Origin of the sequence: Mycobacterium sp. 852002-51057_SCH5723018 (assembly GCF_001667035.1) — a bacterium.
Taxonomy (GTDB): domain Bacteria; phylum Actinomycetota; class Actinomycetes; order Mycobacteriales; family Mycobacteriaceae; genus Mycobacterium.
This window is the reverse complement of record NZ_LZIR01000075.1, coordinates 167319-193128: the sequence shown is the minus strand read 5'-3', so window position 1 is coordinate 193128 and position 25810 is coordinate 167319. Positions and strand designations below refer to the sequence as shown.

The 25810-nt window shown below is 64.4% G+C and carries 26 protein-coding genes and 1 pseudogene; 8 read left to right on the top strand and 19 right to left on the bottom strand.

Annotated features, from left to right (window positions below):
• Positions 1-16: 16 nt before the first annotated feature.
• Complete coding sequence (gene phnA, locus A5764_RS16365) at positions 17-1375, bottom strand: phosphonoacetate hydrolase (protein ID WP_067114535.1); 1359 nt, start codon at positions 1373-1375, stop codon at positions 17-19.
• 275 nt (positions 1376-1650) lie between these two features.
• Between phnA and A5764_RS16360 the strand changes: the two genes are divergently transcribed.
• The 3 genes from A5764_RS16360 (at position 1651) to A5764_RS16350 (ending at position 5269) form a co-directional block, all read left to right on the top strand.
• Positions 1651-2886: an osmoprotectant NAGGN system M42 family peptidase gene (locus A5764_RS16360; RefSeq protein ID WP_067114573.1), complete on the top strand. Its 1236-nt coding sequence runs from the start codon at positions 1651-1653 to the stop codon at positions 2884-2886.
• 2 nt (positions 2887-2888) lie between these two features.
• Entirely contained in the window at positions 2889-3776 is an 888-nt protein-coding gene (locus tag A5764_RS16355; RefSeq protein WP_067114534.1) for a CoA ester lyase, read from the top strand.
• A gap of 179 nt (positions 3777-3955) precedes the next feature.
• The gene (locus tag A5764_RS16350) at positions 3956-5269 is read left to right on the top strand and encodes an NAD(P)/FAD-dependent oxidoreductase (RefSeq protein WP_082951734.1); all 1314 of its coding nucleotides are present in this window, start codon (positions 3956-3958) and stop codon (positions 5267-5269) included.
• Positions 5270-5386: 117 nt separating this feature from the next.
• Here A5764_RS16350 and A5764_RS16345 read toward each other — a convergent pair whose 3' ends face one another.
• From A5764_RS16345 to A5764_RS16330, 4 genes are all read right to left on the bottom strand, one after another.
• Positions 5387-5863 carry an SRPBCC family protein gene (locus A5764_RS16345; protein ID WP_067114532.1) on the bottom strand — a complete coding sequence of 159 codons (477 nt, stop codon included), beginning with the start codon at positions 5861-5863 and terminating at the stop codon, positions 5387-5389.
• Complete coding sequence (locus A5764_RS16340) at positions 5860-6570, bottom strand: DUF899 family protein (protein ID WP_067114572.1); 711 nt, start codon at positions 6568-6570, stop codon at positions 5860-5862. Before A5764_RS16340 ends, A5764_RS16345 begins: the two co-directional genes overlap by 4 nt.
• Before the next feature lie 168 nt (positions 6571-6738).
• Complete coding sequence (locus A5764_RS16335) at positions 6739-7071, bottom strand: hypothetical protein (protein WP_082951733.1); 333 nt, start codon at positions 7069-7071, stop codon at positions 6739-6741.
• Positions 7072-7086: 15 nt separating this feature from the next.
• Positions 7087-9843, bottom strand: coding sequence for a LuxR family transcriptional regulator (locus tag A5764_RS16330; RefSeq protein ID WP_067114531.1), 2757 nt, complete (start codon positions 9841-9843; stop codon positions 7087-7089).
• A gap of 299 nt (positions 9844-10142) precedes the next feature.
• Between A5764_RS16330 and A5764_RS16325 the strand changes: the two genes are divergently transcribed.
• Positions 10143-10589, top strand: a complete 447-nt coding sequence (locus A5764_RS16325; RefSeq protein ID WP_231989725.1) for a nuclear transport factor 2 family protein — start codon at positions 10143-10145, stop codon at positions 10587-10589.
• 21 nt (positions 10590-10610) lie between these two features.
• Here the strand turns inward: A5764_RS16325 and A5764_RS16320 are convergent, their stop codons facing one another.
• Both A5764_RS16320 and A5764_RS16315 read right to left on the bottom strand, forming a co-directional pair.
• Complete coding sequence (locus A5764_RS16320; RefSeq protein ID WP_067114530.1) at positions 10611-11456, bottom strand: alpha/beta fold hydrolase; 846 nt, start codon at positions 11454-11456, stop codon at positions 10611-10613.
• A gap of 117 nt (positions 11457-11573) precedes the next feature.
• A complete protein-coding gene (locus A5764_RS16315; protein ID WP_067114529.1) occupies positions 11574-12023 on the bottom strand; it encodes a nuclear transport factor 2 family protein in 450 nt (149 codons plus the stop codon).
• Between the two features lie 103 nt (positions 12024-12126).
• On the opposite strand from A5764_RS16315, the gene A5764_RS27620 reads away from it, so the two are divergent.
• Entirely contained in the window at positions 12127-12519 is a 393-nt protein-coding gene (locus A5764_RS27620; RefSeq protein ID WP_082951732.1) for a hypothetical protein, read from the top strand.
• 203 nt (positions 12520-12722) lie between these two features.
• Here the strand turns inward: A5764_RS27620 and A5764_RS16310 are convergent, their stop codons facing one another.
• The 5 genes from A5764_RS16310 to A5764_RS16290 form a co-directional block, all read right to left on the bottom strand.
• Positions 12723-13583: a LysR family transcriptional regulator gene (locus A5764_RS16310; protein WP_067114528.1), complete on the bottom strand. Its 861-nt coding sequence runs from the start codon at positions 13581-13583 to the stop codon at positions 12723-12725.
• A gap of 697 nt (positions 13584-14280) precedes the next feature.
• Positions 14281-15096 (bottom strand): alpha/beta fold hydrolase, encoded by an 816-nt coding sequence (locus tag A5764_RS16305; protein WP_067114527.1) that lies wholly within the window; start codon positions 15094-15096, stop codon positions 14281-14283.
• Positions 15093-15533 carry a hypothetical protein gene (locus A5764_RS16300; RefSeq protein ID WP_067114526.1) on the bottom strand — a complete coding sequence of 147 codons (441 nt, stop codon included), beginning with the start codon at positions 15531-15533 and terminating at the stop codon, positions 15093-15095. Before A5764_RS16300 ends, A5764_RS16305 begins: the two co-directional genes overlap by 4 nt.
• A 42-nt stretch (positions 15534-15575) precedes the next feature.
• Positions 15576-16544, bottom strand: coding sequence for an MBL fold metallo-hydrolase (locus A5764_RS16295; protein ID WP_067114525.1), 969 nt, complete (start codon positions 16542-16544; stop codon positions 15576-15578).
• Positions 16541-17254, bottom strand: coding sequence for an SDR family oxidoreductase (locus A5764_RS16290; RefSeq protein WP_067114524.1), 714 nt, complete (start codon positions 17252-17254; stop codon positions 16541-16543). Before A5764_RS16290 ends, A5764_RS16295 begins: the two co-directional genes overlap by 4 nt.
• A gap of 303 nt (positions 17255-17557) precedes the next feature.
• Here A5764_RS16290 and A5764_RS16285 point away from each other — a divergent pair, with 303 nt between their 5' ends.
• The gene (locus A5764_RS16285) at positions 17558-18133 is read left to right on the top strand and encodes a GNAT family N-acetyltransferase (protein WP_197501490.1); all 576 of its coding nucleotides are present in this window, start codon (positions 17558-17560) and stop codon (positions 18131-18133) included.
• A gap of 91 nt (positions 18134-18224) precedes the next feature.
• Here the strand turns inward: A5764_RS16285 and A5764_RS16280 are convergent, their stop codons facing one another.
• The 4 genes and pseudogenes from A5764_RS16280 to A5764_RS16270 all read right to left on the bottom strand — a co-directional run bounded on the left by A5764_RS16280 (position 18225) and on the right by A5764_RS16270 (position 20808).
• On the bottom strand, positions 18225-18941 hold the full coding sequence (locus tag A5764_RS16280) for a peroxiredoxin-like family protein (RefSeq protein ID WP_082951730.1): 717 nt from the start codon (positions 18939-18941) through the stop codon (positions 18225-18227).
• A gap of 465 nt (positions 18942-19406) precedes the next feature.
• Positions 19407-19574 (bottom strand): GMC oxidoreductase, encoded by a 168-nt coding sequence (locus A5764_RS27615; RefSeq protein ID WP_197501487.1) that lies wholly within the window; start codon positions 19572-19574, stop codon positions 19407-19409.
• A 41-nt stretch (positions 19575-19615) separates the two neighbouring features.
• Positions 19616-19933, bottom strand: a pseudogene (locus A5764_RS16275) (R2-like ligand-binding oxidase); the annotation flags it as partial.
• A gap of 233 nt (positions 19934-20166) precedes the next feature.
• The gene (locus A5764_RS16270; RefSeq protein ID WP_067114521.1) at positions 20167-20808 is read right to left on the bottom strand and encodes a TetR/AcrR family transcriptional regulator; all 642 of its coding nucleotides are present in this window, start codon (positions 20806-20808) and stop codon (positions 20167-20169) included.
• A gap of 161 nt (positions 20809-20969) precedes the next feature.
• Between A5764_RS16270 and A5764_RS16265 the strand changes: the two genes are divergently transcribed.
• Both A5764_RS16265 and A5764_RS16260 read left to right on the top strand, forming a co-directional pair.
• Positions 20970-21617 carry an SDR family oxidoreductase gene (locus A5764_RS16265; protein WP_231989724.1) on the top strand — a complete coding sequence of 216 codons (648 nt, stop codon included), beginning with the start codon at positions 20970-20972 and terminating at the stop codon, positions 21615-21617.
• Positions 21618-22544: an SDR family oxidoreductase gene (locus A5764_RS16260; RefSeq protein WP_067114520.1), complete on the top strand. Its 927-nt coding sequence runs from the start codon at positions 21618-21620 to the stop codon at positions 22542-22544.
• A 126-nt stretch (positions 22545-22670) separates the two neighbouring features.
• Here the strand turns inward: A5764_RS16260 and A5764_RS16255 are convergent, their stop codons facing one another.
• The 3 genes from A5764_RS16255 to A5764_RS16245 form a co-directional block, all read right to left on the bottom strand.
• A complete protein-coding gene (locus A5764_RS16255) occupies positions 22671-24068 on the bottom strand; it encodes an aspartate aminotransferase family protein (protein WP_197501484.1) in 1398 nt (465 codons plus the stop codon).
• A 25-nt stretch (positions 24069-24093) separates the two neighbouring features.
• On the bottom strand, positions 24094-24702 hold the full coding sequence (locus tag A5764_RS16250; protein WP_067114568.1) for a GNAT family N-acetyltransferase: 609 nt from the start codon (positions 24700-24702) through the stop codon (positions 24094-24096).
• 882 nt (positions 24703-25584) lie between these two features.
• Positions 25585-25788 (bottom strand): cold-shock protein, encoded by a 204-nt coding sequence (locus A5764_RS16245; protein ID WP_067114518.1) that lies wholly within the window; start codon positions 25786-25788, stop codon positions 25585-25587.
• Between the last annotated feature and the right edge of the window lie 22 nt (positions 25789-25810).

Below are 25810 nucleotides of genomic sequence, written 5' to 3'. Positions count from 1 at the left end.
ACCGATCTTGGGATGGTCACACCGCCGAGGCGGCGTCGGACTGGTGCTGGACTACGAGAGTCGTTGCCACCCAGAAGGCGTCGTAGTTGTGCACGGACGCCGGCAGGCCGTAGGACTCATCGACGAGGTCGGGCCGAGGCAGGCAACGGTTGATGATGAACGGGATCTGAAGCTCGCCCAGCGCGCCGTGCGACCGCAGCGGGGCGTCCAGGCCGGTGAGGTCGTGCCACGCTTCGAACCGGCCGAGCGCGGTGTCGGTCTCGGCGAGCACCACGACGTCGCCGATCCGGTCGGCGGGCAGGCCATAGGTCCGCGCCGCGTCCTCCCGATCATGGGCCGCCTCAATGCCGTCGAGCCGGCACAGCTGCTCGATGACGCGATCGCGGTGGGCGAGCGCGGGCAGGTACACGCTGGCGAACGAGCCCAGCGCTCCGTGGTGCACGGTGTAGGGATCGGTGATCGGCAGGATGACCCGCACGCCGTCGACGCGCTCCCCGTTGGCGGCGGGAAGGCCAAGGATGCTGCGCACCGCGTCCTCGACGTAGAGCACCTTGGCCCTGCCGGTGTCATCGGTCTTGGCGCTCATGCCGTGGTCGGCGGTGAGCACCACGATCGCGCCCAAGGCGTCGAGTTGTGCTGCGTAGGAGTCGATCATCTCGTAGAACGCGTTGGCGGCCGCGGTGCCCGGCGCGTGTTTGTGCTGGATGTAGTCCGTCAGCGACAGGTACATCAGGTCGGCCTCGCGAGACTTGAGGATCGCGACGCCCGCGGCCAGCGTGAACTCGCTGAGGTCGGCCGAGTAGACGTGCGGGAGCGGCATGCCGACAAGGTCGAGAACATTACCGATGCCGTTGCCGGCGGCGGTGGCGCGATCGGCCTTTTCGGCGGAAAAGCAGATGCCGGTGCGCGCGGGTGCGACGAGCGTGCCGCTGCCGTCGAGGCTCGGGCCCTGATCGACGAGACCGGCGCCGAGCAGCTGGTACAGCTTGTCCTTGGCGGTGACCACCACCACGTCCAGGCCGGCGTCGTTGGCGGCGGCGAAGATCGTCGGCGCCCGCAGGAACCGCTTGTCGTTCATCAACACCTCTTCGCCGCGCTCGGCGTCGAAGAGGTAATTGCCGCAGATGCCGTGCACGGCCGGCGGCTGACCCGTCGCGATGGACAGGTTGTTCGGGTTGGTCAGCGCGGGCATCGCGCAGTGTGCCGGCCACGAGCTGCCCCGGCCTGCCAGCACTCCACTCAGCCACGGCATCCGGCCGGCCTTCATCGCTTCCAGGTGATAGTCGGGTTCGCTGCCGTCGATGCAGATGACAACGACGGGCGCGTCGGGCACGGTGTACGTCCGGTTGTTGATGGCGAAGGTGGTCGACCGCACTGCCTGCGCTCCTGTTGCTCGGTGGCTTGCCGTGCAAAACAGTGCACGCGGTCGGCGCCGGGCAGAACCCCGAATTGCGTTATGGCAGCCATAGCAGTCGAGACGAAACGTCAACAACATTTAGGCCGAACGTTTTCTGGTTTAACGGGGGATGAGCATGATGTTGCGGAACCTGGGCAGACGAACCGCGGACCGCCGATGAGCCGGCGCCGGTCGATGATGGCGGGCGACCCGGTAGGTTGAACGCGAATCGAGCTGACATGAAGGGAGACACCGTGGGCCGAACGCCGGCCATGGCCGAGGCCGACCGCGCGTGGATGATCGACACGCTGCTCGCGCTGCTGCAGACGCCAAGCCCGTCGGGGCGCACGGATGCGGTGATGCAGCTGATCGGCGGCATCCTCGATGGATTCGGCGTGCCGTTTTCGCTGACCCGCCGCGGGGCTCTGGCCGCCGAGCTCGCGGGTGAGTCGCCCACCACGGACCGGGCGCTGGCGGTTCACGCGGACACCATCGGCTGCATGGTGCGCAGCCTCAAGGACAACGGCCGCCTCGAGCTGGTTCCGATCGGCACCTTTTCGGCGAGGTTCGCCACGGGCGCTCGGGTGCGGATCTTTTCGGACGATCCCGACGAATTCGTCACCGGCACAGTGCTGCCGCTGAAGTCCAGTGGCCACGCTTTCGGCGACGAGATCGACACCCAGCCCACGGACTGGAACCACGTCGAAGTCCGCGTCGACCGCAAGGTGTCCTCGCGCGAGGACTTGCTTCGCCTCGGCCTGAACATCGGTGACTTCGTTGCGCTGATCGCCAGCCCTGAGCTCACCGCCGACGGCTACATCGTCTCCCGCCACCTCGACGGGAAGGCGGGCGTGGCGGTCGCGCTCGCGCTGGCCAAGAACTTCGCCGAGAACAGGGTGCTGCTGCCGCATCGCACGATGATCATGGTGACGATCACCGAGGAGGTCGGCCACGGCGCCAGCCACGGCCTGCCTGCGGACGTCGCCGAGCTGATTTCGGTGGACAACGCGGTGTGCGCTCCGGGTCAGCATTCCATCGAGGACGGCGTCACCATTCCGATGGCCGACATGCACGGCGCATTCGACTACCACCTGACCCGAAAACTGTGCCGGCTCGCCGAGGAGCGGGACATCAGGTGCGCGCGTGATGTGTTCCGCTACTACCGTTCCGACGCCGCCGCGGCGATCGAGGCGGGCGCGGGCACGCGGGCCGCACTGGTGGGCTTCGGGCTCGACGGCAGCCACGGCTGGGAGCGCACCCACATTGACTCGCTCGAGGCCGCCTACTGCCTGCTGCACGCGTGGCTGCAGACCCCGCTGACGTTCGCCAAATGGGACGCCAAGCCATCGGGCAGCCTGCGCGACTTCCCCTCGTCGAAGCAGCCGGCGCCGACCGAGCAGTGGGTGCCGCTGGCCCGTGGCGACCACGCCGAACCCGGCGAAGCCTCGCCAGGTTCGCACTGGCCCCCGTCTGCGGGCCCCCAGGCCTGAGCATGGCCCCGCCGCTCCGTCCGCGCCGGTCCGCGCTCTACCTGCCCGGCAATAATGCGAGGGCATTGGAGAAGGGGAAAACGCTGCCGGCCGACGTATTGGTTTTCGACCTCGAGGACGCCGTGGGGCCCGACGCCAAGGAGGACTCACGGGCGCAGGTGTGCGACGCTGTCTCGTCCGGCGGCTACCAGCCGCGCGAGATCGTGGTGCGTATCAACGGGTTTGGCACGGACTGGCACGACGACGACCTGGCCGCCGCTGCCCGATCGGGGGCGCACGGCGTGCTCGTGCCGAAGGTGGAGCGAGGCGAACAGGTGCGAGCGCTGGTCGGGGCGCTCGAATCACTCGGCGCACCAACGTTTTTGCAGCTGTGGGTGATGATCGAAACGCCCGGCGCCTTCCTGAGAATCGAGGAAATCGCGTCGGCCAGCGGCCGCTTGGCCGCGCTGGTGATCGGCACCAACGATCTCGTCAACGAACTGCACGCGCTGCACGTGCCCGGACGCGCCACGGTTGTGCCCGCGTTGTCGATGGCCGTGTTGGGAGCCAGGGCGGCCGGAAAGGCCATATTGGACGGCGTGTACAACGACATCGCCGACCCTGACGGGTTCCGGGTCGAGGCTCGCCAGGGCCGCGAGATGGGTTTCGACGGCAAGACGCTGATCCACCCGTCCCAAGTCGACCCTGCTAATGAGGTGTTCGGCCCGTCGCAACAAGAGCTGGCCGACGCGCGCAAGATCGTCTCGGCGTACGAGCATGCTCAGGCAGAGGGGAAGAGCGTCATCACCGTCGACGGTCGCATGATCGAAGGCCTGCACGTGCGCGACGCTCAGCGGGTCCTGGCCCTCGCCGATCTCATCGCCGAAATGGGCTCTGGCCCTGGCAATTAGCGGGGCTGCGGTCCAGCGAGCCCGCCGACCCACCGTGGTCGGCGTGATGGCATCGCCGCCGTTGCCGCCCGCGCCGGCAACGGCGCTTAATCTAAACGTTATCTAAGAAGCTCTTACCATTCCCTTAATTTCTCGGTAGCGTCGCAGGCCAAGCCGCATCGACCGATCGGAGGAGCGGTATGCCGGGATTCGATGTGGTGGTCGTTGGTGCGAGGTGCGCCGGGTCGCCGCTGGCGGCGATGCTCGCGCGACGGGGCTTGAGCGTCTGTGTAGTTGACCGTGCCCGGTTTCCCTCGGAAACGCCATCAACGCACATCATCCAGCCATGCGGAGTGCGGGTGCTGGATCGCCTTGGCGTTCTGGACTCGGTCTTGGGGACCGGCGCGGTTCCGCTCGATCGGATGACGATGGTGATCGACGATGCCGTTCGTATCGAGGCGGCGGCTGAGCGCGCAATGAATCCCCACCCCTCCTTATGCGTTCGCCGCGTGACGCTGGATGCGTTGCTGGTCGACGCGGCGGCGGCAGCGGGCGCCGAAGTTCGCACGGGCGTGCGCGTCACGAGTCTCATCACGGAGGACGGGCGCGTCACGGGCGTCGACACAACGTCCGGCCCTATCCAAGCGCGGTTGGTGGTCGGCGCCGACGGCCGCCACTCGACCGTCGCCTCGCTCGTCGGTGCCCGCGAATATCACGTCGCATCGCCTGGAAAGGCGTTTGCCTGGGGCTATTTCGAGCATGTGCGTGACCGGGACGGGCGCGCGCGGCTTGGTCGCCGGGGAGACCTCGGATTCCTCGCCGGTCCAACCGACGGTGATCTCTACATGGCCGCGATCGCGGTTGATATGGCGAAACAGGCCGAGTTCCATGCAAACCGGGACGCCAACTTCGCTGCCGGCATACAGACCTGGCCCGAGCTCGCCGATGTGCTCGCCGGCGGGCGACGCGTCGGGCCGATCCGGGTTCTGACGAACTGGCACGGATACTTCCGCGAGGCCGCCGGGCCCGGGTGGGTCCTCGTGGGCGACGCCGGACACTTCAAAGACCCGACGCCAGGGCAAGGCATCGGCGACGCGTTACGCCAGGCGGATCGGCTGGCCCGTTCCATCGAGGATGGGCTGGGCAAGACCAGTCCCGACGAGGCCATGCAACGGTGGTGGCACTGGCGCGACGACGACGCCTATGAAATGCATTGGTTCGCAAAAGATATGGGCGCGCCAGGTGCCTCGACGCCGCTGAACACGCGGTTCTTGCGGGATGTCGCCGCAGATCCCAAAGCCACACAAATGCTTGTCCTTGTGCTCAACCACGAGATCCGCCCGTCGCAGCTCCTCACCACGTCGATGGTTGCCCGGGCCGCGGTGCGTGCGGTGCGCGATAGGCCTGACCGGATGTTCGCGACGCTCAAGGAGATCGTCAGCGCGGGGAGGGAGAACGCGCGGCGTTCCCGGCATCGGCGGGTTGGTGCGGTGATGCGGGGAGCGGTGCGATGAGCGCAGTGCGGCGTGCGGACGAGGCGGCCATCCGCGAACTCGACGAGGCGCCGTGGCGAAAGGCGCACGGCGGCGGGCTCGCCGAAAAATCAGGGTGACCATGTTCGCTCGAATGAGCTAGCCGGCGACGGATCGCTCCAGGCTTGCGAGCGACTCGGCGAGGTAGTCCTCGCCGAACATGGGCATCGCGCCGACCCGGTCGCGGAAATCTTGCGGCGTGGCGCTCCAGTCATAGGTGAGGGTGACGTCGGTGCGGTCCCCGCTCGGCGCGAGGTCGTAGCGCCAGGACCAGCCGCCGGGAGTGTGGTTGCCCGCATCGTCGAGCACTCCCGGCATCCACCCGATGGCGCGGGCCGTGTCGAACACGTTGACCAGGTTGTAGGTGACATAGTCCCCGCCGGCCTGCGTGAGGTACATGTTCATCGCGAACATCTGCCCCTTACCGGTGATCGGTGCGGTGTCCACCGCGTCGCGCACCCAGTCGGTGGGCTCTATGTCGTGATGGCGACGAGGATCGGCCAGGACGGCGAAGATCTCTTCCGGGCTGGCGGCGATGGTGCGGGTGACGACGTAACGTTCGGTGGTCGCGGTCATCGGTCGTCCTCACTTGTCCCGGGCCCATATGCGGCTGCGATGTCGGGCGAGTCGAGCCATCCCGAGTATGTGGGCCGCGAGGGCCAACCTTCAGGCGAATCGAGCCATTCTTCCTGGCGGCCCCACGGCAGGATGTCGATGAGCCCGAAGGTGTGGCTGAGCTGTTCGGTGCCTCGCCCGTTCGTGTGCCACGTGCGGTAGACGGTATCGCCGTCGCGCAGAAACACATTGACCCCGAAGCCGCCGCCGGGCGGTGCGTCCATGTCGGCGCCGAACGAGCTGTCCGACGACGAGTACCACTCCATCCGGTTGCCGACCTTCTCCTTGTAGGCGAGGGCCTGTTCGATCGGTCCATTGGTGACGATGACGAAGCGGGCGTCGTAGTTGTTGAGGAACTCCAGCCGGGTGAACTGGGAAGTGAAGCCCGTGCATCCGCCGCACTGCCATTCCGCGCCATCCGACCACATGTGGTGATAGACGATGAGCTGCGAGCGGCCGTCGAACACATCCACCAGCCGGATTGGCCCGTCGGCGCCGATCAGCGTGTAGTCGGGCAATTCAACCATCGGCAGGCGGCGGCGCTGGGCGGCGATGGCATCCAGTTCGCGGGTGGCGGCTTTTTCACGCTTGCGCAGTTCATCAAGCGCGGCACGCCAGGTTTGGTGGTCGACGATAGGCGGGAGGGCTTCTTTTTGCTCCGAGGACATGAAATCCACTCTTTCGGTCGATTTGTGGTCTCAAAGGTTTGACCGGTGCTGCATGAAAAACTCATCGACAGCGCCGAGACGGGCGAAACTTCTGTACTCGATGTCACGGATCGCGCCCAACGGGCCACCGATAAGCGCGCTCGTCACGTGACACCCTGCCGGGGCCGGTCAGCAGTCCTGGGCTCGCACCCATCCGACGGCAGAGCTGATTCGTTCTGCGGGAGCGCCGGCGTCGTCGCACAGCTGGGTCACAAGCTCGGCGGACTCGGCTGCGAAGACGCCGAACGCGTAGTCGTCGGCCGGCACGGCGAACGCGATCAGTAACCGGACCTGCTTGCCACACGTCGAGATCGATGCGGCGTGATTGTTGAGATGATCAACGGTCTCGCCGACCGAGTGCGCGAGCGTCTGCGCTCCGTACCACTCGACAAGAAACCGCTTGGTTTCCGCATTAGGCACCGACATCGCCAAGACGCTATAGCTGCCGGCGACAGCCGGCATCAGGGATTCACCTACTCATTTCCGATTTTGGTTCCAGGCCCGAAGCGCTTGGTAGAGCTCCGTGCGCGAGCGGATGTTGAGTTTGCGGTAGATGCGGCTGAGGTTGACCTCGACCGTTTTGGGGCTGATAAACAAGGCGGCGGCGACGTCGCGATTGGTCATTCCGGAGGCCGCGAGTTCGGCGACGCGTTCCTCGGTCGCGGTCAGCGTCTCAGAGCCGCGTCTGTCCAAGCTCCCGCGTGCCAGTTCGGCTTTCGCGCGCTCGGCCCATAGCGCGGTGCCGAGTTGTTCGAAGGTTTGCAGCGCTTCTTGCAGGGTCGCGATGGCGGCGTCGCGGCGGCGGTGGCGCCGTTGCAGCTGACCCAACAGCAGTTGGGTGCGGGCCCGTTCAAACGGCATGGGTAAGCGCTTGTGCTCGGTCATCGCCCGCTCTGCGGTCGCAAGGGCCCCGGTCACGTCGCCGCCCCCAGCCATGAGCATCGCGCGACAACGCGCTCCCACGGCCAACATCCACGGCCGGTCGAGCCGACGGCCATTGCGCTCCAGCGCGGCAACCAACGGCTCGGCGTCGTCCAGGCGGCCCAGACCGATCAACGCCTCCACGGCATCGGGGAGAAAGGGTGCGACGAAGATCTCGGTGCCCTCCGATGCCTCGTTGAAGGCCCGCAGCAGCGGCTCGAGCGTGCTCAGCGCGGTGTCGTAGTGCCCCAGGGAGACATCCAGAAAGGCCAACGTGGTGGTCGGCCACAAGGTCACCAAGCCAGGGGAGTCACACCGCTCGCCGACCACGAGGGCCTCGTCGGCGTCGCGGCGCGCGTCGTGCTCGCGACCGGTGTACGCGGCGACCGCGGCCCGTAGCATGAGGGCCACCGCGAGCGGCAAGTCCCGGCCCTGTTGCAGCGCTCGCTCCATCGCGTCGTCTGCGATGAGGGCGGCCTCCGCGAAGTCGCCCCGCCAAATCTCGTTGAGACCGCTGTGGAAGGCGAACACCATCAGTTCGCTTTCCTCGCCGCGCTGGATGTGGCTGCGCCTGAGGTCCTGCAATTCCGATCGGGCCTGCTCGAGACGGCCGCTTCCGGCCAGCAGGATGGCGTGCTGCACCCGTGGGCGCAGCAGCGCGGAGACCTGGGCTTCGGAATCTTCCAACTCCAGCGCGCGTCGCATCTCCGATTCGTCGACCCCGGCGCCCAGCAGGAACCGCACCATGACCCGCATGCTCAGCGCCTGGCTGACCAGGTGGGGTCGGCCGTCCGCTTCGGCACTGGTCACGGCGTCGTCAGCGCTTCTCGCGGCACGATCGCGTTGGCTGACATTGAGTAGTGCGAATGACAGCGGCACCAAGATCAGAGTGCGCAACTCGAAGTCGGCCCCCGCATCGCCGAGCGCGCCGTCGAGCAGCTCGACAGCCTCGCGCGAACTGCCGTCGAGCAAGCTCCATTGCCCTAGCAGCCGCAACGCCGCCGCCCGCAGCTTTCCGGGCGCGGGTCGTTTCACGGTTTGTTCCAGCACGGTTCGGGCGTGGTCGCCATCCCCGGCGCTGAAGTGGTAGACCGCCGACTGGATCCGGCGCTCCGGGGAGTCCCCGCCGAGGCCGATCGCCAGCTCCAGCAGCTCGGCGGCGGCGGCGGGTGCTCCACGGCCGTGCGCGATGTCGGCGGCGGTGTCGAGGGCTTTGATTGTTTGGGGTTGGCCGGTGGCGTCGGACAGGGCGAGGTGGCGGGCGTGTAGTTCGGGTTGGGTGATGAGTGCGGCGAGGCGTCGGTGCATGTTGCGGCGGCGGGCGGGGGAGGCGGCGCGGTAGACGCCGTGGGCCAGCAGGGGGTGGGTGAAGCGCAGCTGGTTTCCGTCGATGCTGACCACGGCTTGGATTTCGGCTTTAGCCAGCAGGTGCACCACCTGTGGGGGGGTGGTGGCGGTGGCGGCGGCCACCATCGGCACGGTGGGATCGGGCAGGCTGGCCATGGCCAGCAGCACCTCCTGGGCCCCGACCCGGCTGATCCGCGAGTACACCAGGTCGTTGAGGCTGCTGGGCAAGTCCAGCTCGGAGGTGCGCCCTTCAGCGCCGAGTTCGCGGGCCAGCTCTAACGCGAAAAAGGGATTACCACCCGAAATTTCGTGAATGCGCAACAGCGCCGGGCGGGCCACCGATCTGCCCAGCCGCAGTGAGAGCACCTGATGCAACTCGCCCACACTCAACGCCGCCAAGCCGATCGTGCGCACCCCCACCGGACTGGGCAGCTGCAACCGCGCGGCCGCCGCTTTGCTGCGCGTGGTGCACAGCAACCCCGCCCCGGCGGGAAGCCGTCGCGCCGCAAACCACACCGCATTGGCGCTAGAGGTATCAATCCACTGCAGGTCGTCGATGGCCAACACCACCGGGCGCTGGGCGACCAACCGGGCCAGCACGGCCACAAACCCCGCCGCCACCGCCCGCGCATCGATGTCGGCGGCCTGCACCGGCGTCCGCAACAGTGCACCGTCTAAGGCCTGCCGTTGGGGGGCGGGCAGATCCGCCCACACCGACTCATCCACCTCACTGAGCAGATCGCCCAACACCGTATACGCCAACACCGACTCCGCGGCCGCCGCACGCGAGCTCAACGTGGCAAACCCGCGCGCACCGGCGCGGCCCACCGCATCAAGCCACAGCGTGGTCTTACCGATGCCCGCCTCACCCTCGATGACCAACGCCAACGACTGCTGGGGCACCGCATTCAAAAAATCAGTAACCGCCTGCTCTTCAGCTCGCCGGCCAACGAACTGCTCTGCCATCTGCTAACCCCGCACCCACAACCCTCAGTGCCAAAAGCCGCCAGCACAGCCCGCCGCAACAAACGACCAGCCTCGCCCACCCCCACCATCCATACCTTTAGACCCTTCCACTCACCCAACCCATGACACACCACCCACCACCCACACCGCATCTCAAGCTACGTCCCCACCACAAACTTGTCCCCCCAAACAAGACAACACACCACCTCGCGGCGCACCAGAGCTGTCGATCCCTGCGTGGCAGTTCTTGGCAACGCCATGTGTCGAAATGGCACCGCGTCGACGGCATGGTCGATCGGGTGAACACACACTCAGACCCCGAACACTTCGTCAGCAAATTCGCCGACTTCTGGAACGCCCCGTCACCGCGACGATTGCCCGAGCTCCTGCAGCCTGACGTGGTGCTGAGGCAGCCACTCGCAGCTCCCACGGTCGGGATCGCGGCCGCACAAGCCGAGTTCCAACGCATCTGGTGTTGCCTTCCAGACATGCGCGCAACAGTCGATCGTTGGTGCGGGGACGGGGACCTGGTGTTCATCGAGTTCCGGATTCATGCCCATGTCGGACGGGGGGTCACCGAATGGCCCAACGTCAACCGACTCGTCCTGCGCGAGGGCAAGGCGACCGAACGCGTCACCTACTTCGATCCTCTCGCGATCCTGCCCGCGCTCCTTGGGCATCCGTCACTCTGGTGGCGCTGGTGGCGCTCCGGCGCAGGCCTCCGCGCCCCGCGCTCGACAACCTGACCAAGGAAGTGCCGCGGGTGGCTAGGCCCTCACAGCACTGATTGCCGCTATCGCGTCGATCACCGCATTCGGGTCATCCAGGGCGACAAAGGTTTTCGCGTCGGGCACCTCGATCAGCTTCCCGTTGCTGAACAACCCGGCCAGGCGTCGGCCGAGGCCCGGGGTGAAGCAGCGGTCGCGCTGGCCCCACACCAGCGTGACCGGCTTGGTGAACCGGGGGAGGCGGGTGGCCACGTCGGTGAGATCGGTATTGGCCACCTGACGCAGCAGCGCCGCCAGGTCGCGGCAGATGCGGGCGTCGTCGAGGCAGGGTTGCAGCCAGGCGGAGGTGAGGTGCGGATCGGGGTCGTTGATCAGCAGTCCGAAGCCCAGCGGCGAGTGACGCAGCGTCCGCAACCGCAGCGCTTCCAACAGGGCCTTGATGGTGATGGGGCCACGAAGCAACTCGAACGCGACGTCGAACGGGAAGGGCGGGCACTTGTCGAAGGCGTCGCAGTTGGTGAGCACCAGGCGGCCGATTCGGTTCGGATAGGCGTCGACGACCAGCTGGCATATCCCGCCTCCGGTGTCGCTGCCGACCAGCGTCACATCGGAAAGGTCCAGGGCCAAGATCGCGTCGTTGACTATCTCCGCGACACCGGACAGCGATAGCGCCGAGGGCTCCCGGACCGGGTGCGTGTGTGAGCCCAGCGGCCAGGTCGGGACGATGCAGCGGAAACCGCGGCGCGCCAGGGCTTCAGCAACGTCGCGCCACAGTCGCCCGTCGACCAGGATGCCGTGGACGAACACCACCGGCGGGTGCGCTGAATCCTGCGGTCCGAACTCCTGGTATTCGATCGTGGCCTGCTGGAGCGCGAGCTTTGCCATGTCGGTTGTGCCTCCTCGAAAGTTGGATCGACCCCACCCGCATTGAAGCCCGACGGCTGCTGCCAGCTCCACGCCGTGAACTGCCAACTACTGCCAATGCTCGGGTGAACCGCCTCGTCACGGCCGCAGATTCAGCAGCGCTGCACCAGACGTCAGATCCAGGGGCACCGACACCTGGTCGTGCGCGATGAACCAGTGGCCTTCGACCTTGCGGAAGCATGTCGTCGCCCGAACCCAGAAACCGGTGGTCGTCGCGCCACTCTTCAATGTGCCGCTAAGCCGATTAAGGCTGTGTGCAAACGCCACGTCTGTCCCGACGGTGACGGCGAGCTGGCGAATGTCGTAACCGAGCGGATACTCATACGCGGCAAAGACACGTTCCCAGTTCCGGCGTTTGGCGTCGGACCCCACATGCTGCAGGGGCGGTTCAATGTCGAACGACACGACGTCCGGCGTGTAAATCGACATCAGCGCCTGGAGATCCAGGGCGCGAATGGCGTCAGCGAGCTTGTCAATTTGGCGTCGGATGTCGGCTTCGTCAGTCGAGCCCTCGGGGCCATTCGTCACAGAATTCACGCTAGCCGCGCTGGCTCAGTCCGGCGGGACGGCTTGACCGCGATGCCCGACCTCGGTTCGATGATGAATACGCCCCTAGGGGAGGAGGCACACATTGAGAAAGTTCATACGCCGTCTGGTGCTCGTCGTCACGGTGGCGTTGGGGTCGATGGCCGCAGTAACGATCGCGACGCCGGCGGTGAGCTCGGCCCAGTGTGCGGACGGCGAGTGGTGGGACGCGAAAGCCAACGTGTGCCGGCCCGCCGGGGCACCGCTGCCACTAGCTTGCGACCCGGGGCAGTGGTGGGACCCGACGGCCGACGTCTGCCGGCCCGTGGGTGTCGGGCCGCAGCCCTTGGCATGCGACGCAGGCCAGTGGTGGGACCCCACGGCAAACGTCTGCCGGCCACTGGGTGTCGGACCGCAACCGCTGGCATGCGACAACGGCTGGTGGTGGGATCCGACCACCAACGCATGCCGTCCGCCCGTGGTGCCGCCGGGCGGCTAATCGATACGGTCGCGGGGCCGCGCCGGCGCGACATGAAGCGACGCAGCGCGATGCCGTCGCGGGGCGGCGCGTCGAGAGAGGCTTCGTCGAAACCGTGTGTCCCAGTCGACGTCGGGGTAAGAGAGCATCGCGCGGCCGAAGACCCGCGCTGTGCGTTCGTGGCTCGTCGCAATATCCGCACATCCGCAGCGGAATCGCACAACTTAACTATGGTCGAGAGCAGCGATCTGATCGAGGAAGGCTCGGGCTGCTGGGCCCGCGCTCGCGCTGACGGCGACTGCAAGGTTGCGAATCGTCTTTGGCACCAGCCGCCTGACGGCGATCCCGGGTGAGGGACCTGGTACTGCCGCGACCGGCAAGATACTTACGCCCAGGCCTGCGTTCACCATCTCAAGCACCGCAGTCATCCCGTGGGCCTCGAATGCGACGTCAAACTCGACACCGACTTGGCCGGCCACGGCCATAAAGACCTGTGAGCACCCTCCGGTGGCGCGGATGAATGGCTCCTTGGCCAGATCGGAATAGTGAATCTCGACGAAATCTGCCAAGCGATGCTCGGAGGGTATGACTGCAACCATGTCCTGGGCGCTCAAAAACGCTGCCTCGAGCCCGTTTTCGGGTAAGGAGATTACGCCTGCGTCCGCGGCCCCGAGGTCAAGCCAATCTCGGATTTCCGGCTCGCCTCCCTCCAAGACGCGGATCTCCACACACGGGTGATGTTCGGAGAACTTCTGCAGCTGCGGAGCGATCAGCAACTCAGTCGTGAAGGGCAGACTCGCCATCCGCAGCGTGCCCCTGACATGTCCGGCAGCCGAAACCTCGGCACGCATTTGATCCAAGTGCCGCATCGCTTCACGCGCGTGCTTCACTGCGCGTCTTCCCGCGGCGTTGAGGACGATGCGTTCGCGTTCGCGGATTAGCAACGGTGATCCCAGATCCTTTTCCAGGCTGGCGACCGCCCGGCTGACGGCCGGTTGCGATAGGCCGAGCGAACGACTCGCAGCCGTAAAGCCGCCCTCATCGATGACCGCAAGGAAGGCTTTTAGCTGCAGCAGCGTCGCCATCGGACTCCTCGATCCTGCGACCGGTGCACCGCATCGCGCCGGCATGATGTCCGCCGCGCATGCGGCATCGTTCCCTTGTATTGGGCGGGGAGACCGCCTCTTATGAATCGGCAAACCACTCGCTTGCTCCCGCTATCGTCGCCTGCGCTGGTCCACATAACCGCTGATATTGCTAAGAGCATATCGGCCCGAACTGCAGTGACGTCGAACGGCCAGGCGGCATTCCGGCCACTTTCAGCGACCGCGGGGCCGTAGCACCGATGGGTGTCGCCCACCGGCGAGGCAACAGGCATTTCCGCGAGGACGCTTCCCTAACAGGGCAATTCACGCGATCACTCGCTGCCGGCTGGGTCGGATTTGCCCGAAAACGTCGCCGCAGCCGCACATGCTTCGGGTGTCGCATTTTGTGGGAAATATGGCAGACAACGGCGCCTCGAGAGAATCACCATCAGCGCGTCTAGCTGTCAGTGGGTTTTGCGGCCGTCGGTTACGAATGCGTATTCGAGCGAGGAGTGCGATGGTGGCGCGCGGGCGTTGATTACGGGCACCTCCGAGGGCATTAAGCGGACAGTCGACGATCGGCAAGCGGCCGATGACCATGAGCCGGTAGGTCTTGCTCGGATGACTCCGCCGGGTTTTCCTGGGCAGTTCTACCAAGTCGGCCTTTCTGGACCTAACAGCAGGTCGATACGTCGAACTACACATCGGCGTGTGAGTGCACGAAGTCGGCGATGATTCGGCAACTGCCTTGCGGGTCTTCCACCATCGGAAAGTGGCCGAGCCCAGGTAATCGCCGTACTTCGCAATTGGGGATTAGATCTCGTGTGAGATCTGCAATCGCAGTGGGAACGTAGAAGTCGTGCTCGCCGTAGAGCACCAAGAGCGGACAGTCCACTGGACCCGCGTGATCGCGTAAGTCGTGGTCGGACCACACCTTGATCTGGCCAATGCCCGTGTGGTTTCCGGTGAAGCGATGCTGCCAGCGAAGTTCCTCGACGATGGCAGGATCGGTGCCAGGAGCAAGGGATTCGATGGAAGCGCGTTCCATCAAGTTCTGCAAACCGGGCACCGAAGCGGGGTGATTGATGCCGTCAAGCGGGGCGACGGTCGGCGTGAAGATGGCGCCCTCGAAAGCGACAGCGGCCAGGAGTCTGTCGCTATGCCGTAATGCGAGGTCGACGGTGAGGTTACCGCCGACGGACGTGCCTGCAACGGCCACTTTGCTGCCGCCGAAAACGGTGGTGATGAACTCGGCGAGGAAATCACCGTACTCGCGGGTGGATTTCAGCGGTGTCCAATTGGGAGGGTAGGACCTCGAGTTGCCGGGCAGATCGATAGCCGCACAGCGGAATCCTTGCTCGGCGAGTAACGGCATGCATCTCGTCCATTCCAGCGAGCAAGCGTAGAGCGTGTGGATGAGCAGAAGTGGCGTCCCGCTTCCCAGCTCGTCGTAATGGATGCGGGTTCCGTTGACCTTGACGTAGCGGCCGACGATGTCCTCGGTGGTGGTCATGCAGCTGCCGCTAAGGCGCGAGCAGTTGACGCATAGTGGTCGGCCAGGACGTAGATGGCCTCAACCACGCGTTGTGCCGACATGAGATCACCTTCCAGCGCGAAGGTGGGCGGGGTCCGATTCGGTTCTCCGACGAAATCGTCGGGACCGCTGAAGCGTCTGCGCCCGCCCAAAAAGAGTTCTGTGAACCGCGTTCCGGTGACCAATGCATCCCACGCCCAGTCGGGCGCGCTGACCTTGAAGGTGTAACCGAGGGGCGGCATGAACGGCAACCGGTCAATCACCTTGCCGCCATAAACCTTCAGCCAGCACTGAGACGTCACGTCGGCGAGCAATATTGATCCGTCGAACCAACGTGTTACGGCGTTGAATGTCGGGTCGGAATTGACGGCCTCTATCCACGCCTGCATGAACCGATCTTGATTGAATCTGCTCACCTATTCACCCTCTCGATGATGTTGGTCCGTCGTCGACGGCCGTTAGCCCCCCGATTGCGCCGGCCGGCTTTGGTGGTTTTTGGCCGGCGAGCGCGGTGGTGGTGCGCGCACGACTGTTGGAATGGGCTTCCAGACCTCAATATCCGACCGCTGGTTGGTGAGACGGCCGAATGCGCAGTCGCCGAAGTGGAAGCCGAAGCCAAAGGTGTTGGGCTTGGCCAACTCGTCCAGCAGTTGGAGACGCGTGGTGAGCAGCGCCGACGTATCGGTGTCGGCTGCGCTAAGCCAGTGCGGGTGCGCCAACTGGGCTGGAGTGTGGAAGGTGTCGCCGAAGGTGATCAGCCGCTCGCCGGTGGCCGCGGTGATGACGTAGGAGGTGTGGCCGGGTGTATGTCCGCCCGTTACCACCGCCCGAACCCCGGGAAAGATTTCCTGGCCGTCGGCGATCAGGGTAAGGGCAGATGGCATCGCCGCAATGACATGGCGTGGTGTGAAGGCGTCCCCGTGGTGCGGATCTTCCGCATAGGGCTGCCATTCGTGCGCTGACATGAGGTAGCGGGCGTGTGGAAATGTCTTGACGCTTTGCCCGGCTGAGTCGGTGGTAAACGCCCAACCGGCATGGTCGAAATGCAAGTGTGTGAAGGCCACCACGTCGACGTCCTCAGGGGGTCGTTGCAGCAACGCCAAGACGTCGAGCATCGAGCCGCAGTTTGTTGAGCCCCAGGGGAATTCGGATACCACTGGACCGACACCGGTATCGATCAGTAGCCGCTGTCCCTGGCGTTCGATGAGTAGACCGCCGGCGCTCATGAGCATTTGACCGTCCGGATCGAGAAGCTCCGGCCACCGCGACCAGTGTGTGGCGGGAATGTCGGGGAAGAATGCGGTGGGGCGGATTGAGACCACGCCGTCCACAACGTAGGTCGCGGTCACGTCGCCGAACTGAAATGAGCGCACCGCCGAGGGGTCACCCGGTCGCCCGAGCGGCGGTAATTGTTGGATGGAGTTCATGCGGCGCTGATGCTCCCGCCGCCGTCGACCCGAAGAATCTGGCCGGTGATGTATCCCGCGTCTTCATCGAGCAGGGCACAGATAGCGTGCGCGATTTCGCGTGGCGCACCGACTCGACGCAACGGAATTGTTGCCATTAAGCGGGATTCGCGTTCGGACCCAACGGGGCTTCGTTCTCGGTACATGTCGGTTTCCGTCGGCCCGGGCGCAACTGCGTTTACGCTGATACCTGTTGAGGCCAGCTCGGCAGCCCAAATGCGCGTGCAGGTTTCCAGTGCAGCCTTGGCGGCCGCGTACGGCGTGCGCTCGGGGGTGCCCAGGGTCGTCAAGCTGGTGACGTTGACGATGCGGCCCCAGCCCGCATGAATCATGCCGGGGAGAACGGCCTGCACGACCTGCACCGTGGTACGCACATTCATGTCGTAGGCGTCGAAGAGGTCATCCAGGTTGATGGATCCGACCCGAGCGAACCGTGCGAAACCGACGTTGTTTACTACGGCTTCGACAGGACCGTCCGCGACGACCGTCGCCAGTGTCTCAGCAGTAGCTGCCCGATCGGCGAGGTCCACCTGGTGGAATTTTCCGGGAAAATCCATTGGGATGGTCCGAGCAAGGCCAATCGGTTGGTGGCCATTGGCCGCCAGTCGATCGGCGACCGCACGTCCGATGCCCTTCGACGCGCCCGTAATCAAGATTCGACGTGACGGCATGCCTGCCTCCCTCACTTGCCGTGGTTGGCAACACTGTGCCGATGAACCGGTCATAATGACCGTAGTTTCCTTGCGGTGCAGTCGAAAATCGAAGATTCGTTTTTCGTATGGCGCCATGCGCTTATGGCATCGAGCAAGTGCCCAGCACAACCTTGGCGCATAGTCAATGCTCCTAAACTGCAATAGATTACGTTTGTCGAAGCCGACCAACGTTGTCTACTCCGATGCCGCGGTTCTGCAGAGCATGACGCCATATCGGTGGGATTGGGGCGCAAATGCGCCACAGAGAGGATGGATGGGCCAATGCAGGAAGCCGATCGACCGATGGTTCGGAAGCTGTCCGTTCGCACGGCAACGTTCGATGACCTGCCACGTCTGAACGACATCGCCGCCCGGGCGGTGAACACACTTCTGTCGCCTTACTTCACCGCCGAGCAGTTCCATGCTGCAAATGAAGCGAAGATCTATCAGCTCGACGCCGACCTGGTCGAAGCGGGCACATATTACGTAGGTGAGATTGACGGTGTGGTGGTCGCGGGTAGCGGCTGGAGCACGAGCGGGCAGCTGGACTCCATCGTCGGCCGCGAAACCGAAGCCCGCGGCACGGCGGCGATGCGCTCGAGCTATGTCGACCCCGGCTGGAGTCGACGCGGCATCGCATCGCTGCTCGCACGTACCACTGAAACCGCTGCAAGCCTTTCAGGCTTCCACCGTTATGAAAGTATGTGCACGCCGGCGGCGGCTGCGATGCGCCGCGCGCTTGGCTACCAAACGGTCGGAAGCGCCAAAGTTCCCTACGGCCCAGGCTCGGTGCTCGACTTGGTCGTAATGCGGAAGGAGGCGGGCGCGCGCCCCGGTAGATCGATGCGAAACCCGTAATCCGCGCCGCGGTGGCCGGTGAAGCAGGACCAGTTAGCTCGCGGGGACATCGAAGGCCATCCGCGCGATTAGCTCGCCCTTTACGAGACCGCTACGCAGTGACTTTCCGCACGACCGCCATCACCTCAGCAGGATCGGGACGGTACGTGTAGTCCGGCAACGCACCCGCGAACCGTACGGTCCGGTCCTGATCGATCACAAAGGTAGCCGGTACGGGGAGGCGCCAATCACCGCTGCGATTGAACGCCGGCAGCGGGTGTCCCAGCTGCCGGTAACTTTCCCGAAGATAGCCGGGAACCTCGAACAGCAGCCCATAAGCGCGGGATACTGTGGCTTCGGCGTCGTCACTTAAAACGTGGTAAGTAAGCGCATTTCGTTCCGCGGTCGTCAGCGAATCGTCAGGGGTCTGCAGCGAGATGGCCGCCAAGGAGCCGCCCATTTGGCGGAGTTCGGGGAGGTGTTGCTGGTAGGACCGCAGCGTAAGGCTGCAAAACGGGCACCAAACGCCCCGATAGAAGACAACCACGGCGGGGCCCGTCGCCAGGAGGCCATCCAACGACACGATTGTCCCGTTCTGGTCGGGCAGCTCGAAGCTTGGTGCAGTGTCTCCGATACCGGGCATGTTGGCAAGCGCGTTGACTTCCGCCAGTTCTGCTGTGGCACAATCCATCTTGGCGGCAGTCTCAGCACCCACGGCCAAGACCCTGAGGTCACGTAGTTCCTGGAGAGCCGCCGGCAGCTCGAATGCCTCGGTAGGAAACAATTCGTAGGGAAGGTGATAGTTCTTCCCGGTGTCACTGTCTGACATGCAGGGGGCCGCCTTTCCATGTCGCTGTTCCTGCTCCTGTGGTCGGCACACCTTGTGAATAAGGAGATTTCGGCAGTCCTAGTGACAACCAGGCGGTCAGCATATCAGGCGAGAAGGGCGGCTTTAATCATCGATCTTGGCCGTCATCAGATGTCCGACACTGAGTGAATTCATGGCTATCGAAGTGGCCCTGCAGCGCTGCCGCAACGATCGGCCCCGCGGCAATCACCATTGCGACGCCCAGAACCATCAGTAAGGAACGAACCCATCCCCTCAATCCGCTGCCCATCGCGATAATCCTTTCGTCAATGCATCCTAATTCGAGAGTCGTTCCCTTCGGCCGCAATCGAGTCACGCGCACGACTGTCGGGCAGCATCCGTATGGGTGAGTTCCCTTCGGGTGAGGCAACGCTGCGCCACGATCCGGTCGGCATTGCCTGATATCAACGAACCCAAGCCCTTCGCTCATCCGAGACGGATTAGGTCCGCACCGCGTTCCGCTATCGCGTAGACCGTCGCAGCGGTGTTGTTGGATGGGATCGACGGCATCACCGAGGCATCGATGACACGAAGGCCGTCGATGCCGTGCACCCGTAAGTGACTGTCTACGACGGACTCCGGCGCGTAACCCATCGCGCAGGTGCCGACCGGGTGAAAGTATGACGCGACGGCGCTCGGGTGTGTTTGGCCTCCTCGAACGCGAACTGGGTCAGATACATTTCGTCGCCCAACCGGCCCTCCGCACCCATCGCGGCTACGAACGGCTGGATGTCTTTGGTGACCACTTCTTCCCCCGCGGCGAACTCAACACACAGCAGGGTGGCGTATTCGCGTTCACGCTCCGAAAGAGACTCCCAGTCCGCCCGGTCGCGGGAGAAATCGATGTCTGCGGGGTCCCAGAACTTCTTGTTCCCGCTGGCAAAGAGCCTGAGCGGCAAACTGTTCCAGTTCAGCCCGCCGTTGGCTAGAGAGCCGTAACGCGTGCGTCTCAAATGGATCAGCTTCTCGGTTGGTATCGATTGGGTGCGGACACTACGTACGCGATGGGACTAATTAGCAGTGCGGCGGACGGAAAACTTGTGTACGTTCGACCCGGCTCGCTGCGTTGCTTCCCCCGAGAGCATGGGTAGGACATTAACCGCAATCTAGGAGCACTCGGAAATGCTCTTTGTGGTATGAGCCTATGCGGTCGTCGCATGAGGCCCATACCGGCTGATCCCAATAATCAACGCATATCCGCGGCCCTGCGGCTAGCACCACTTCGACCGCGGCGTGTCACAACGCCACGGAAGACGTTGTCTACCAGTGCATTCACGAATTCCTCGGTCAACGGCTTATCGGGCAGCAGCAGCCGGTGATAGCAGGCGCCCCACAATTGATCGACTACGGTCTCTGGGTCGAGGTCGGCGCGCAGCTGCCCACGTGCCTTGGCCCGCTCCATCGCGTCGACAGCCAACGCACGGCGCGGACCGGAATATCGCTGCAAATAGGCGCCTTTCAACTCCGGATCGTACTGCGCCTGTCCGATTAGTTCCGCGATCACTCGTCCAGCGGGGCTGTCGGCGACGACGTGCAGGAAGGCGTGCAGCTGCGCACGCAGATCCTTTTCGATGTCGCCGGTGTCAGGAAACGCCAGCTCCGGCTCCACCTTGGCGAAGTAGCCGTCCAGCGCCAGCGCGCCTTTCGTCGGCCACCACTTATAGATCGTCATCTTGCTCGCGCCGGAGCGGTTGGCCACCTTCTCGATGGTGAAGCCGGCCATCCCCTCCTCGAACAATAGGGTTCCCGCCGCCTCCAAGACCTCGCTCCGGACCTCCTCGGCGCGTCGGCGGCCGCGACCGCGGCGCGTGCGCACGGGGTGAGTCATCGGTCCTCACAAAGCAGGGGAATATATGTACGCAGTGTACATTTATGGTATATGTACGTCTAGTCCACATAGCGGAGGGGTAGAAGTGACAAGGGTTGCGTTAGTCACGAGCGTCGGGCGGCATCGGCCGCGCGGCAGCGGTGCGGCTAGGACAGGCGGGAATGGCGGTGGCGTTGCATTGCGCCGGCAACCGCGACCACGCCGAGCAGGCCGCAAGCCAGATTGTCGCCGACGGCGGCCGCGCGATGGTGGTGTCGGCCGACATAGGTGACGATGCCCAGGTTGTCGCCATGTTCGATCGCGTCGAGGCCGAATTCGGCGCCGTGGACGTGGTGGTGAATGCCGCGGGCATCATGCTGTTGTCGCCGCTGACCGAGCTGAACTTCGACGACTTCGACCGGATGCACCGCACCAACGTGCGGGGCACCTTCGTCGTAAGCCAGCAGGCAGCGCGGCGGTTGCGCGCGGGCGGCGCCATCATCAACTTTTCGTCATCTGTCACCAGGATCGCGCTGACCGGATACACCGCCTACGCCGCGACCAAAGGTGCGATCGACGCCATGACGCTGATCCTGGCCAAGGAGCTGCGTGGCCGCGATATCACCGTCAACGCCGTCGCACCGGGTCCGACCGCCACACCGCTGTTTCTCGACGGCAAGCCGCAAGAAGTCATCGATCACCTCAAGTCGATACCTCCACTGGAGCGCCTCGGCGAACCGGACGATATCGCCGAAGTCGTCGCCTTCCTCGCCGGCCCGGCCCGCTGGGTCAACGGCCAGGTCATCTACGCCAATGGGGGAGTGGTCTAAATGCGAAACCGGAAAGTCATCCTCGTCACCGGCGCCTCGAGCGGACTCGGCGCGTTGACGGTCCGTGCACTCGCCAATGCAAATCACGTGGTGTACGCGGGCATGCGCGGCGTCTCGGGCCGCAACCGGGCGGCCGCCGCAGCCGCCAGCGCCTATGCCGATCAGCATGGCGTTGCCCTAAGAGTTGTCGAAATGGACGTCACCGATCAGGCGTCGGTCGATCGAGCCGTCAGCACCATCCTGGACGATGCCGGGCGCATCGACGTGCTCGTGCACAACGCCGGCCACATGGTGCTGGGCCCGTCGGAAGCCTTCACCCCGGAGCAAATTGCCGCCGTATACGACACGAACGTGCTGTCCACCCAGCGCGCCAATCGTGCTGTGCTCCCGCACATGCGCGCGCGACGTGACGGTCTGGTGGTTTGGGTCGGATCGTCGAGCGCACGTGGCGGCACCCCGCCCTATCTCGGGCCGTATTTCGCTGCCAAGGCGGCCGAAGACGCGCTCGCCGTCAGCTATGCCGCCGAATTGGCCCGGTTCGGAATCGAGACCACGATCGTAGTGCCAGGCGCCTTCACCAGCGGCACCAATCACTTCGCCAATGCCGGCCATCCCGCCGATGGCGACGTCGCTTCCGCCTATGAGGAGCGATACGGCGGCTTGATGGATGAGGTTGTTCGACGGCTGGCCGAATTGGCGCCGGACGACGCTGATCCGGCCGAGGTGGCACATCAGATCGTTCGCGTCGTCGACATGCCGAAAGGCGCTCGGCCGTTTCGGGTCTACATCGATCCCTCCGACGACGGCGCGGAAGACGTCTTCCGCGTCGGCGACCGAGTGCGGCAATGGTTCTATCAGCGAATCGGGCTCGGCGATTTGCTCAGCGTGGCCAGTCCCGCCCGACGGGGACGGAGTGAGGCCGACTGATGCGTCACGGCAGCCAGGGATGCGTGCTTCTGCCTCGACCCGTATTGGCTGCACATTTACGACCGATTCACCCCGGTCGAGGTGACGATCCGCACGCTCGAAGCCCCGGCGGGGCCGGCAAGGTCGCTACATCGGTTTTCCGACCAGTCTCGATTCTGCGTCTTCCAGCACCGCATCGTACGCCGCCCGGAAGATACTCGTGATCTCCTCAATTTCGGTGACGGTGCTGATCAGCGGTGGCGCGAATGCGATAGTGTCACCGATTGCCCGCACGAGAAGGCCGAGCTCGAAGGCCTTGGCCTGTAAGGCGGCTCCGGTTTCCCCTTGGGCCGCTTTCGGATGCAGCGGCGAGAAGTCGATTGCAGCCATGAAACCATGGCCGCGAATATCGACCACGCTGGCTCGGCCCCGCAGGGTTTCCAGCCCTGCCATCAGTGATGGGGAAGTCTTGCGCACGTGCTCGGGAATTTTTTCTTCCTGCAGGACGGCGATAGTCTCACGTGCGACAGCTGCCGCTACGGGGTGCCCTGAATAGGTGGAGCCATGAGCGAATGCACCAATATTGTTCGAGCCCTTGACGATGGCGTTGCTCACCCGCTGTTCGAGCATTACAGCTGAGATTGGCAGATATGCCGACGAAAGCCCCTTGGCAACGGTGATCATGTCGGGCTTTAGGCCGAACTCCTCAGTCGCGAACATGGATCCCGTCCGGCCGAAGGCGGTGATGACCTCGTCGGCGATGTACAGGATGTCGTGGCGGGAGAGGACCTGCTGTACTCGGTCGTAGTAACCGGCCGGTGGAATCACCAAGCCGCCTGCGCCCAAGATCGGCTCCCCGACAAATGCCGCAATCGTATTAGCGTCCTCGGCAGCGATGACGCTTTCGAGATGCTCGATGAGGCGGTCGACAAAGGCTTCCGGTGATTCCCCTGACGCCGTCGCCTGCGGATCGGGGCAGGGTAGTTTGACGAAGTGCGTTAGCGGGAGGGCGAATCCGCTATGGATGGCGCCCACTCCGGTTGCGGACGCGGCCGCGATTGTGGTGCCGTGGTACCCGCGCTCGTGGGAGAGAACCTTGACACGCCCTGAGCGGCCCACACAGTTGTGGTAGTACCACGCCAGCTTGATGGCGCTCTCGACCGCTTCCGCGCCCGAATTCGCGAAGAAGGTACGGCCCATACGAAACGGGGCAATCACCGCAATGTCGTCGGCTAGAGCGAGAGCCACATCGTTGGTGCGGTGGCCGTAGTTCGCGAAAAAAGGCAGCGTGGCCATTTGGCGCGCAGCGGCTGCCATGAGACGAGGCTGGGTATAGCCGAGGTTCGTGCACAACATTCCGGAAACACCGTCGATATAGCACTTTCCGGCGCTGTCCCAAACTCGGATGCCCTCCCCGCGCACTATGACATGGGGTTTCGTCAGCAGAGACGGCGGGGTGTGTGCCTCCAGCATGGTGGCCGTGTACGGCGTCATTGGAATTTTCTCCGTTTCTCTGAGACTGATGTTGAGTGGACTAGATGTCATCAGCTCGCTCCTTGGACTTGTAGACTCACGAGCGGACATGCCGCCACATCGTGGTGATCACTGGGCCGCCGCCAGGAAGCGCCAACTCGCCAGTGGCCTCGAAGCCGAACCGTTGGTAATACGGCACATTGGCTGGGTTGGTCGACTCGAGGTAGGCCGGCGCATGCTCGGCGTCGCATCGCTCGAGCCCTGAGTCCATCAGGACGCGACCGAACCCAGCGCCCCGGACCGTGGGATCGCTGCCGATAACCCCTAGATACCAATGCGGTTCCTCGGGATGATGGTTTGCGATGAGCTCCAGGGTCTTCTTTATCAGCGGGGTACGGCAGCCGAAGGCCGACAACATGCCCGGCAGCATTCGCAGTTCCCCGGGCCGCGATTCCCTCCACCGACCCGGAGGGGACCACATTGTTGCGCCTGCGATCGCGTTGCCCGCTACGGCCACCTGCACGCCACCACGGGGCAGGTAGTGATGGCGCGCCAACGTGGCGAACAACGCCGGAAGGCCGCGAGTCCGCCCACCATTGCCGGGCAGCATCCACCTCATGAGCGGGTCGTTGTAAAAAGCGCGGCCCAAGACCCGGGACAGTTGCCGCACATCGCGCCTGCGGCCAGGTCGCACCGCAATCTTCATCGGCGCGCGCCCGGGAAGCATAGTGCCTCTTTAGGTAATTGGTTGCCACCCGGTTCTGGCTGGAAAAGTATGATCGCGTCTCGCTCGCCGGCGAGGCCCCGCACGAATTCGACCCAACCTGTTATGCCAAACATGTTCTGACCCTCCGCATTTCGTAAGAAACCTTCGTGGAGCCGTCGTTCACGAGTGAATGTCACCGTGTCGACGAACGCACCGGCCGCGACGCGCGGCCTAGCTCAGGACCTCGATGAGTCGGTGAACATTTCGGCGAGCGGTTCACCAATGGCGTCCCTCAATCCCGCTGGAGCGGACCGTCCTCTCGCCCCATCACCGTCTATTGGGGAAGCCGATGGAGACGCGTAAAATGCGTGTTGCGTTGGCAACTCAACATTCCATGCTCGGATTGTTGATTAGCGGGCCCGGCTGTGCGAGGACTCGGGCTCCTCCGCGGCAGCTATCATCGCCGTCAAACCTACGCTGGTTTCGACGTCCCAAATGTGGTCATGAGCGCATGTCACAAACGCCCCCGTTTCCGGCGGGGAATACTTAGGTCACGCGGGCCCTTGCGCTGGACCGAACACAGTGTTTCCGATTGGGGTTAGTCCTCCGGCTCCGTCGTACGGAGCGACGTCGAATCCTACTGCGCTCGACGTTGTGCCCGGACTAGCGGCCGGGACGGATCGGCACATCGGCGGCCCTACATTTCGGTGCGGGTTCTGATCGCGCATGAAAAAACGGTAGCGCTTGCCACGGTGCAGATGGAAATGTTTCTCAAGTATGGCCCCATGCGCCGAGCGCATGGGAGTCGACTGGTCGCGGTCTAGAAACTCCAGTGGGCTGGTACGAAGCAATCGCACCAGCCCACTGTCAGGTCGGAGTTCCTTAGACGGCAGTGACTCCTACCGCCTGGGGCCCTTTGGCTCCTTGCGCGACCTCGAACTGAACGCGCTGGTTTTCCTCGAGCGAGCGGTAGCCGCTTCCCTGGATCTCGGAGTAGTGGACGAAGAGGTCCTTCGCGCCGTCATCGGGGGTGATAAAGCCGAAACCCTTCTCACCGTTGAACCATTTCACAGTTCCCTGTGCCATTTACTTACTTCTCTCATTTCAA

Excerpts from the sequence above, each read along its gene's own strand:
- A5764_RS16265 (WP_231989724.1), top strand. The coding sequence starts at position 20,970 with ATGGCGGTGGCGTTGCATTGCGCCGGCAACCGCGACCACGCCGAGCAG.
- A5764_RS16305 (WP_067114527.1), bottom strand. The coding sequence starts at position 15,096 with ATGACCACCACCGAGGACATCGTCGGCCGCTACGTCAAGGTCAACGGA.
- A5764_RS16355 (WP_067114534.1), top strand. The coding sequence starts at position 2,889 with ATGGCCCCGCCGCTCCGTCCGCGCCGGTCCGCGCTCTACCTGCCCGGC.
- A5764_RS16260 (WP_067114520.1), top strand. The coding sequence starts at position 21,618 with ATGCGAAACCGGAAAGTCATCCTCGTCACCGGCGCCTCGAGCGGACTC.
- A5764_RS16250 (WP_067114568.1), bottom strand. The coding sequence starts at position 24,702 with ATGAAGATTGCGGTGCGACCTGGCCGCAGGCGCGATGTGCGGCAACTG.
- A5764_RS16280 (WP_082951730.1), bottom strand. The coding sequence starts at position 18,941 with ATGTCAGACAGTGACACCGGGAAGAACTATCACCTTCCCTACGAATTG.
- A5764_RS16350 (WP_082951734.1), top strand. The coding sequence starts at position 3,956 with ATGCCGGGATTCGATGTGGTGGTCGTTGGTGCGAGGTGCGCCGGGTCG.
- A5764_RS16340 (WP_067114572.1), bottom strand. The coding sequence starts at position 6,570 with ATGTCCTCGGAGCAAAAAGAAGCCCTCCCGCCTATCGTCGACCACCAA.
- A5764_RS16245 (WP_067114518.1), bottom strand. The coding sequence starts at position 25,788 with ATGGCACAGGGAACTGTGAAATGGTTCAACGGTGAGAAGGGTTTCGGC.
- A5764_RS16310 (WP_067114528.1), bottom strand. The coding sequence starts at position 13,583 with ATGGCGACGCTGCTGCAGCTAAAAGCCTTCCTTGCGGTCATCGATGAG.
- A5764_RS16290 (WP_067114524.1), bottom strand. The coding sequence starts at position 17,254 with ATGCCGTCACGTCGAATCTTGATTACGGGCGCGTCGAAGGGCATCGGA.
- A5764_RS16335 (WP_082951733.1), bottom strand. The coding sequence starts at position 7,071 with ATGCCGGCTGTCGCCGGCAGCTATAGCGTCTTGGCGATGTCGGTGCCT.
- A5764_RS16320 (WP_067114530.1), bottom strand. The coding sequence starts at position 11,456 with ATGGCAAAGCTCGCGCTCCAGCAGGCCACGATCGAATACCAGGAGTTC.
- A5764_RS16345 (WP_067114532.1), bottom strand. The coding sequence starts at position 5,863 with ATGACCGCGACCACCGAACGTTACGTCGTCACCCGCACCATCGCCGCC.
- A5764_RS16295 (WP_067114525.1), bottom strand. The coding sequence starts at position 16,544 with ATGAACTCCATCCAACAATTACCGCCGCTCGGGCGACCGGGTGACCCC.
- A5764_RS16270 (WP_067114521.1), bottom strand. The coding sequence starts at position 20,808 with ATGACTCACCCCGTGCGCACGCGCCGCGGTCGCGGCCGCCGACGCGCC.
- A5764_RS16285 (WP_197501490.1), top strand. The coding sequence starts at position 17,558 with ATGCAGGAAGCCGATCGACCGATGGTTCGGAAGCTGTCCGTTCGCACG.
- A5764_RS27615 (WP_197501487.1), bottom strand. The coding sequence starts at position 19,574 with ATGGGTTACGCGCCGGAGTCCGTCGTAGACAGTCACTTACGGGTGCAC.
- A5764_RS16255 (WP_197501484.1), bottom strand. The coding sequence starts at position 24,068 with ATGACATCTAGTCCACTCAACATCAGTCTCAGAGAAACGGAGAAAATT.
- A5764_RS16330 (WP_067114531.1), bottom strand. The coding sequence starts at position 9,843 with ATGGCAGAGCAGTTCGTTGGCCGGCGAGCTGAAGAGCAGGCGGTTACT.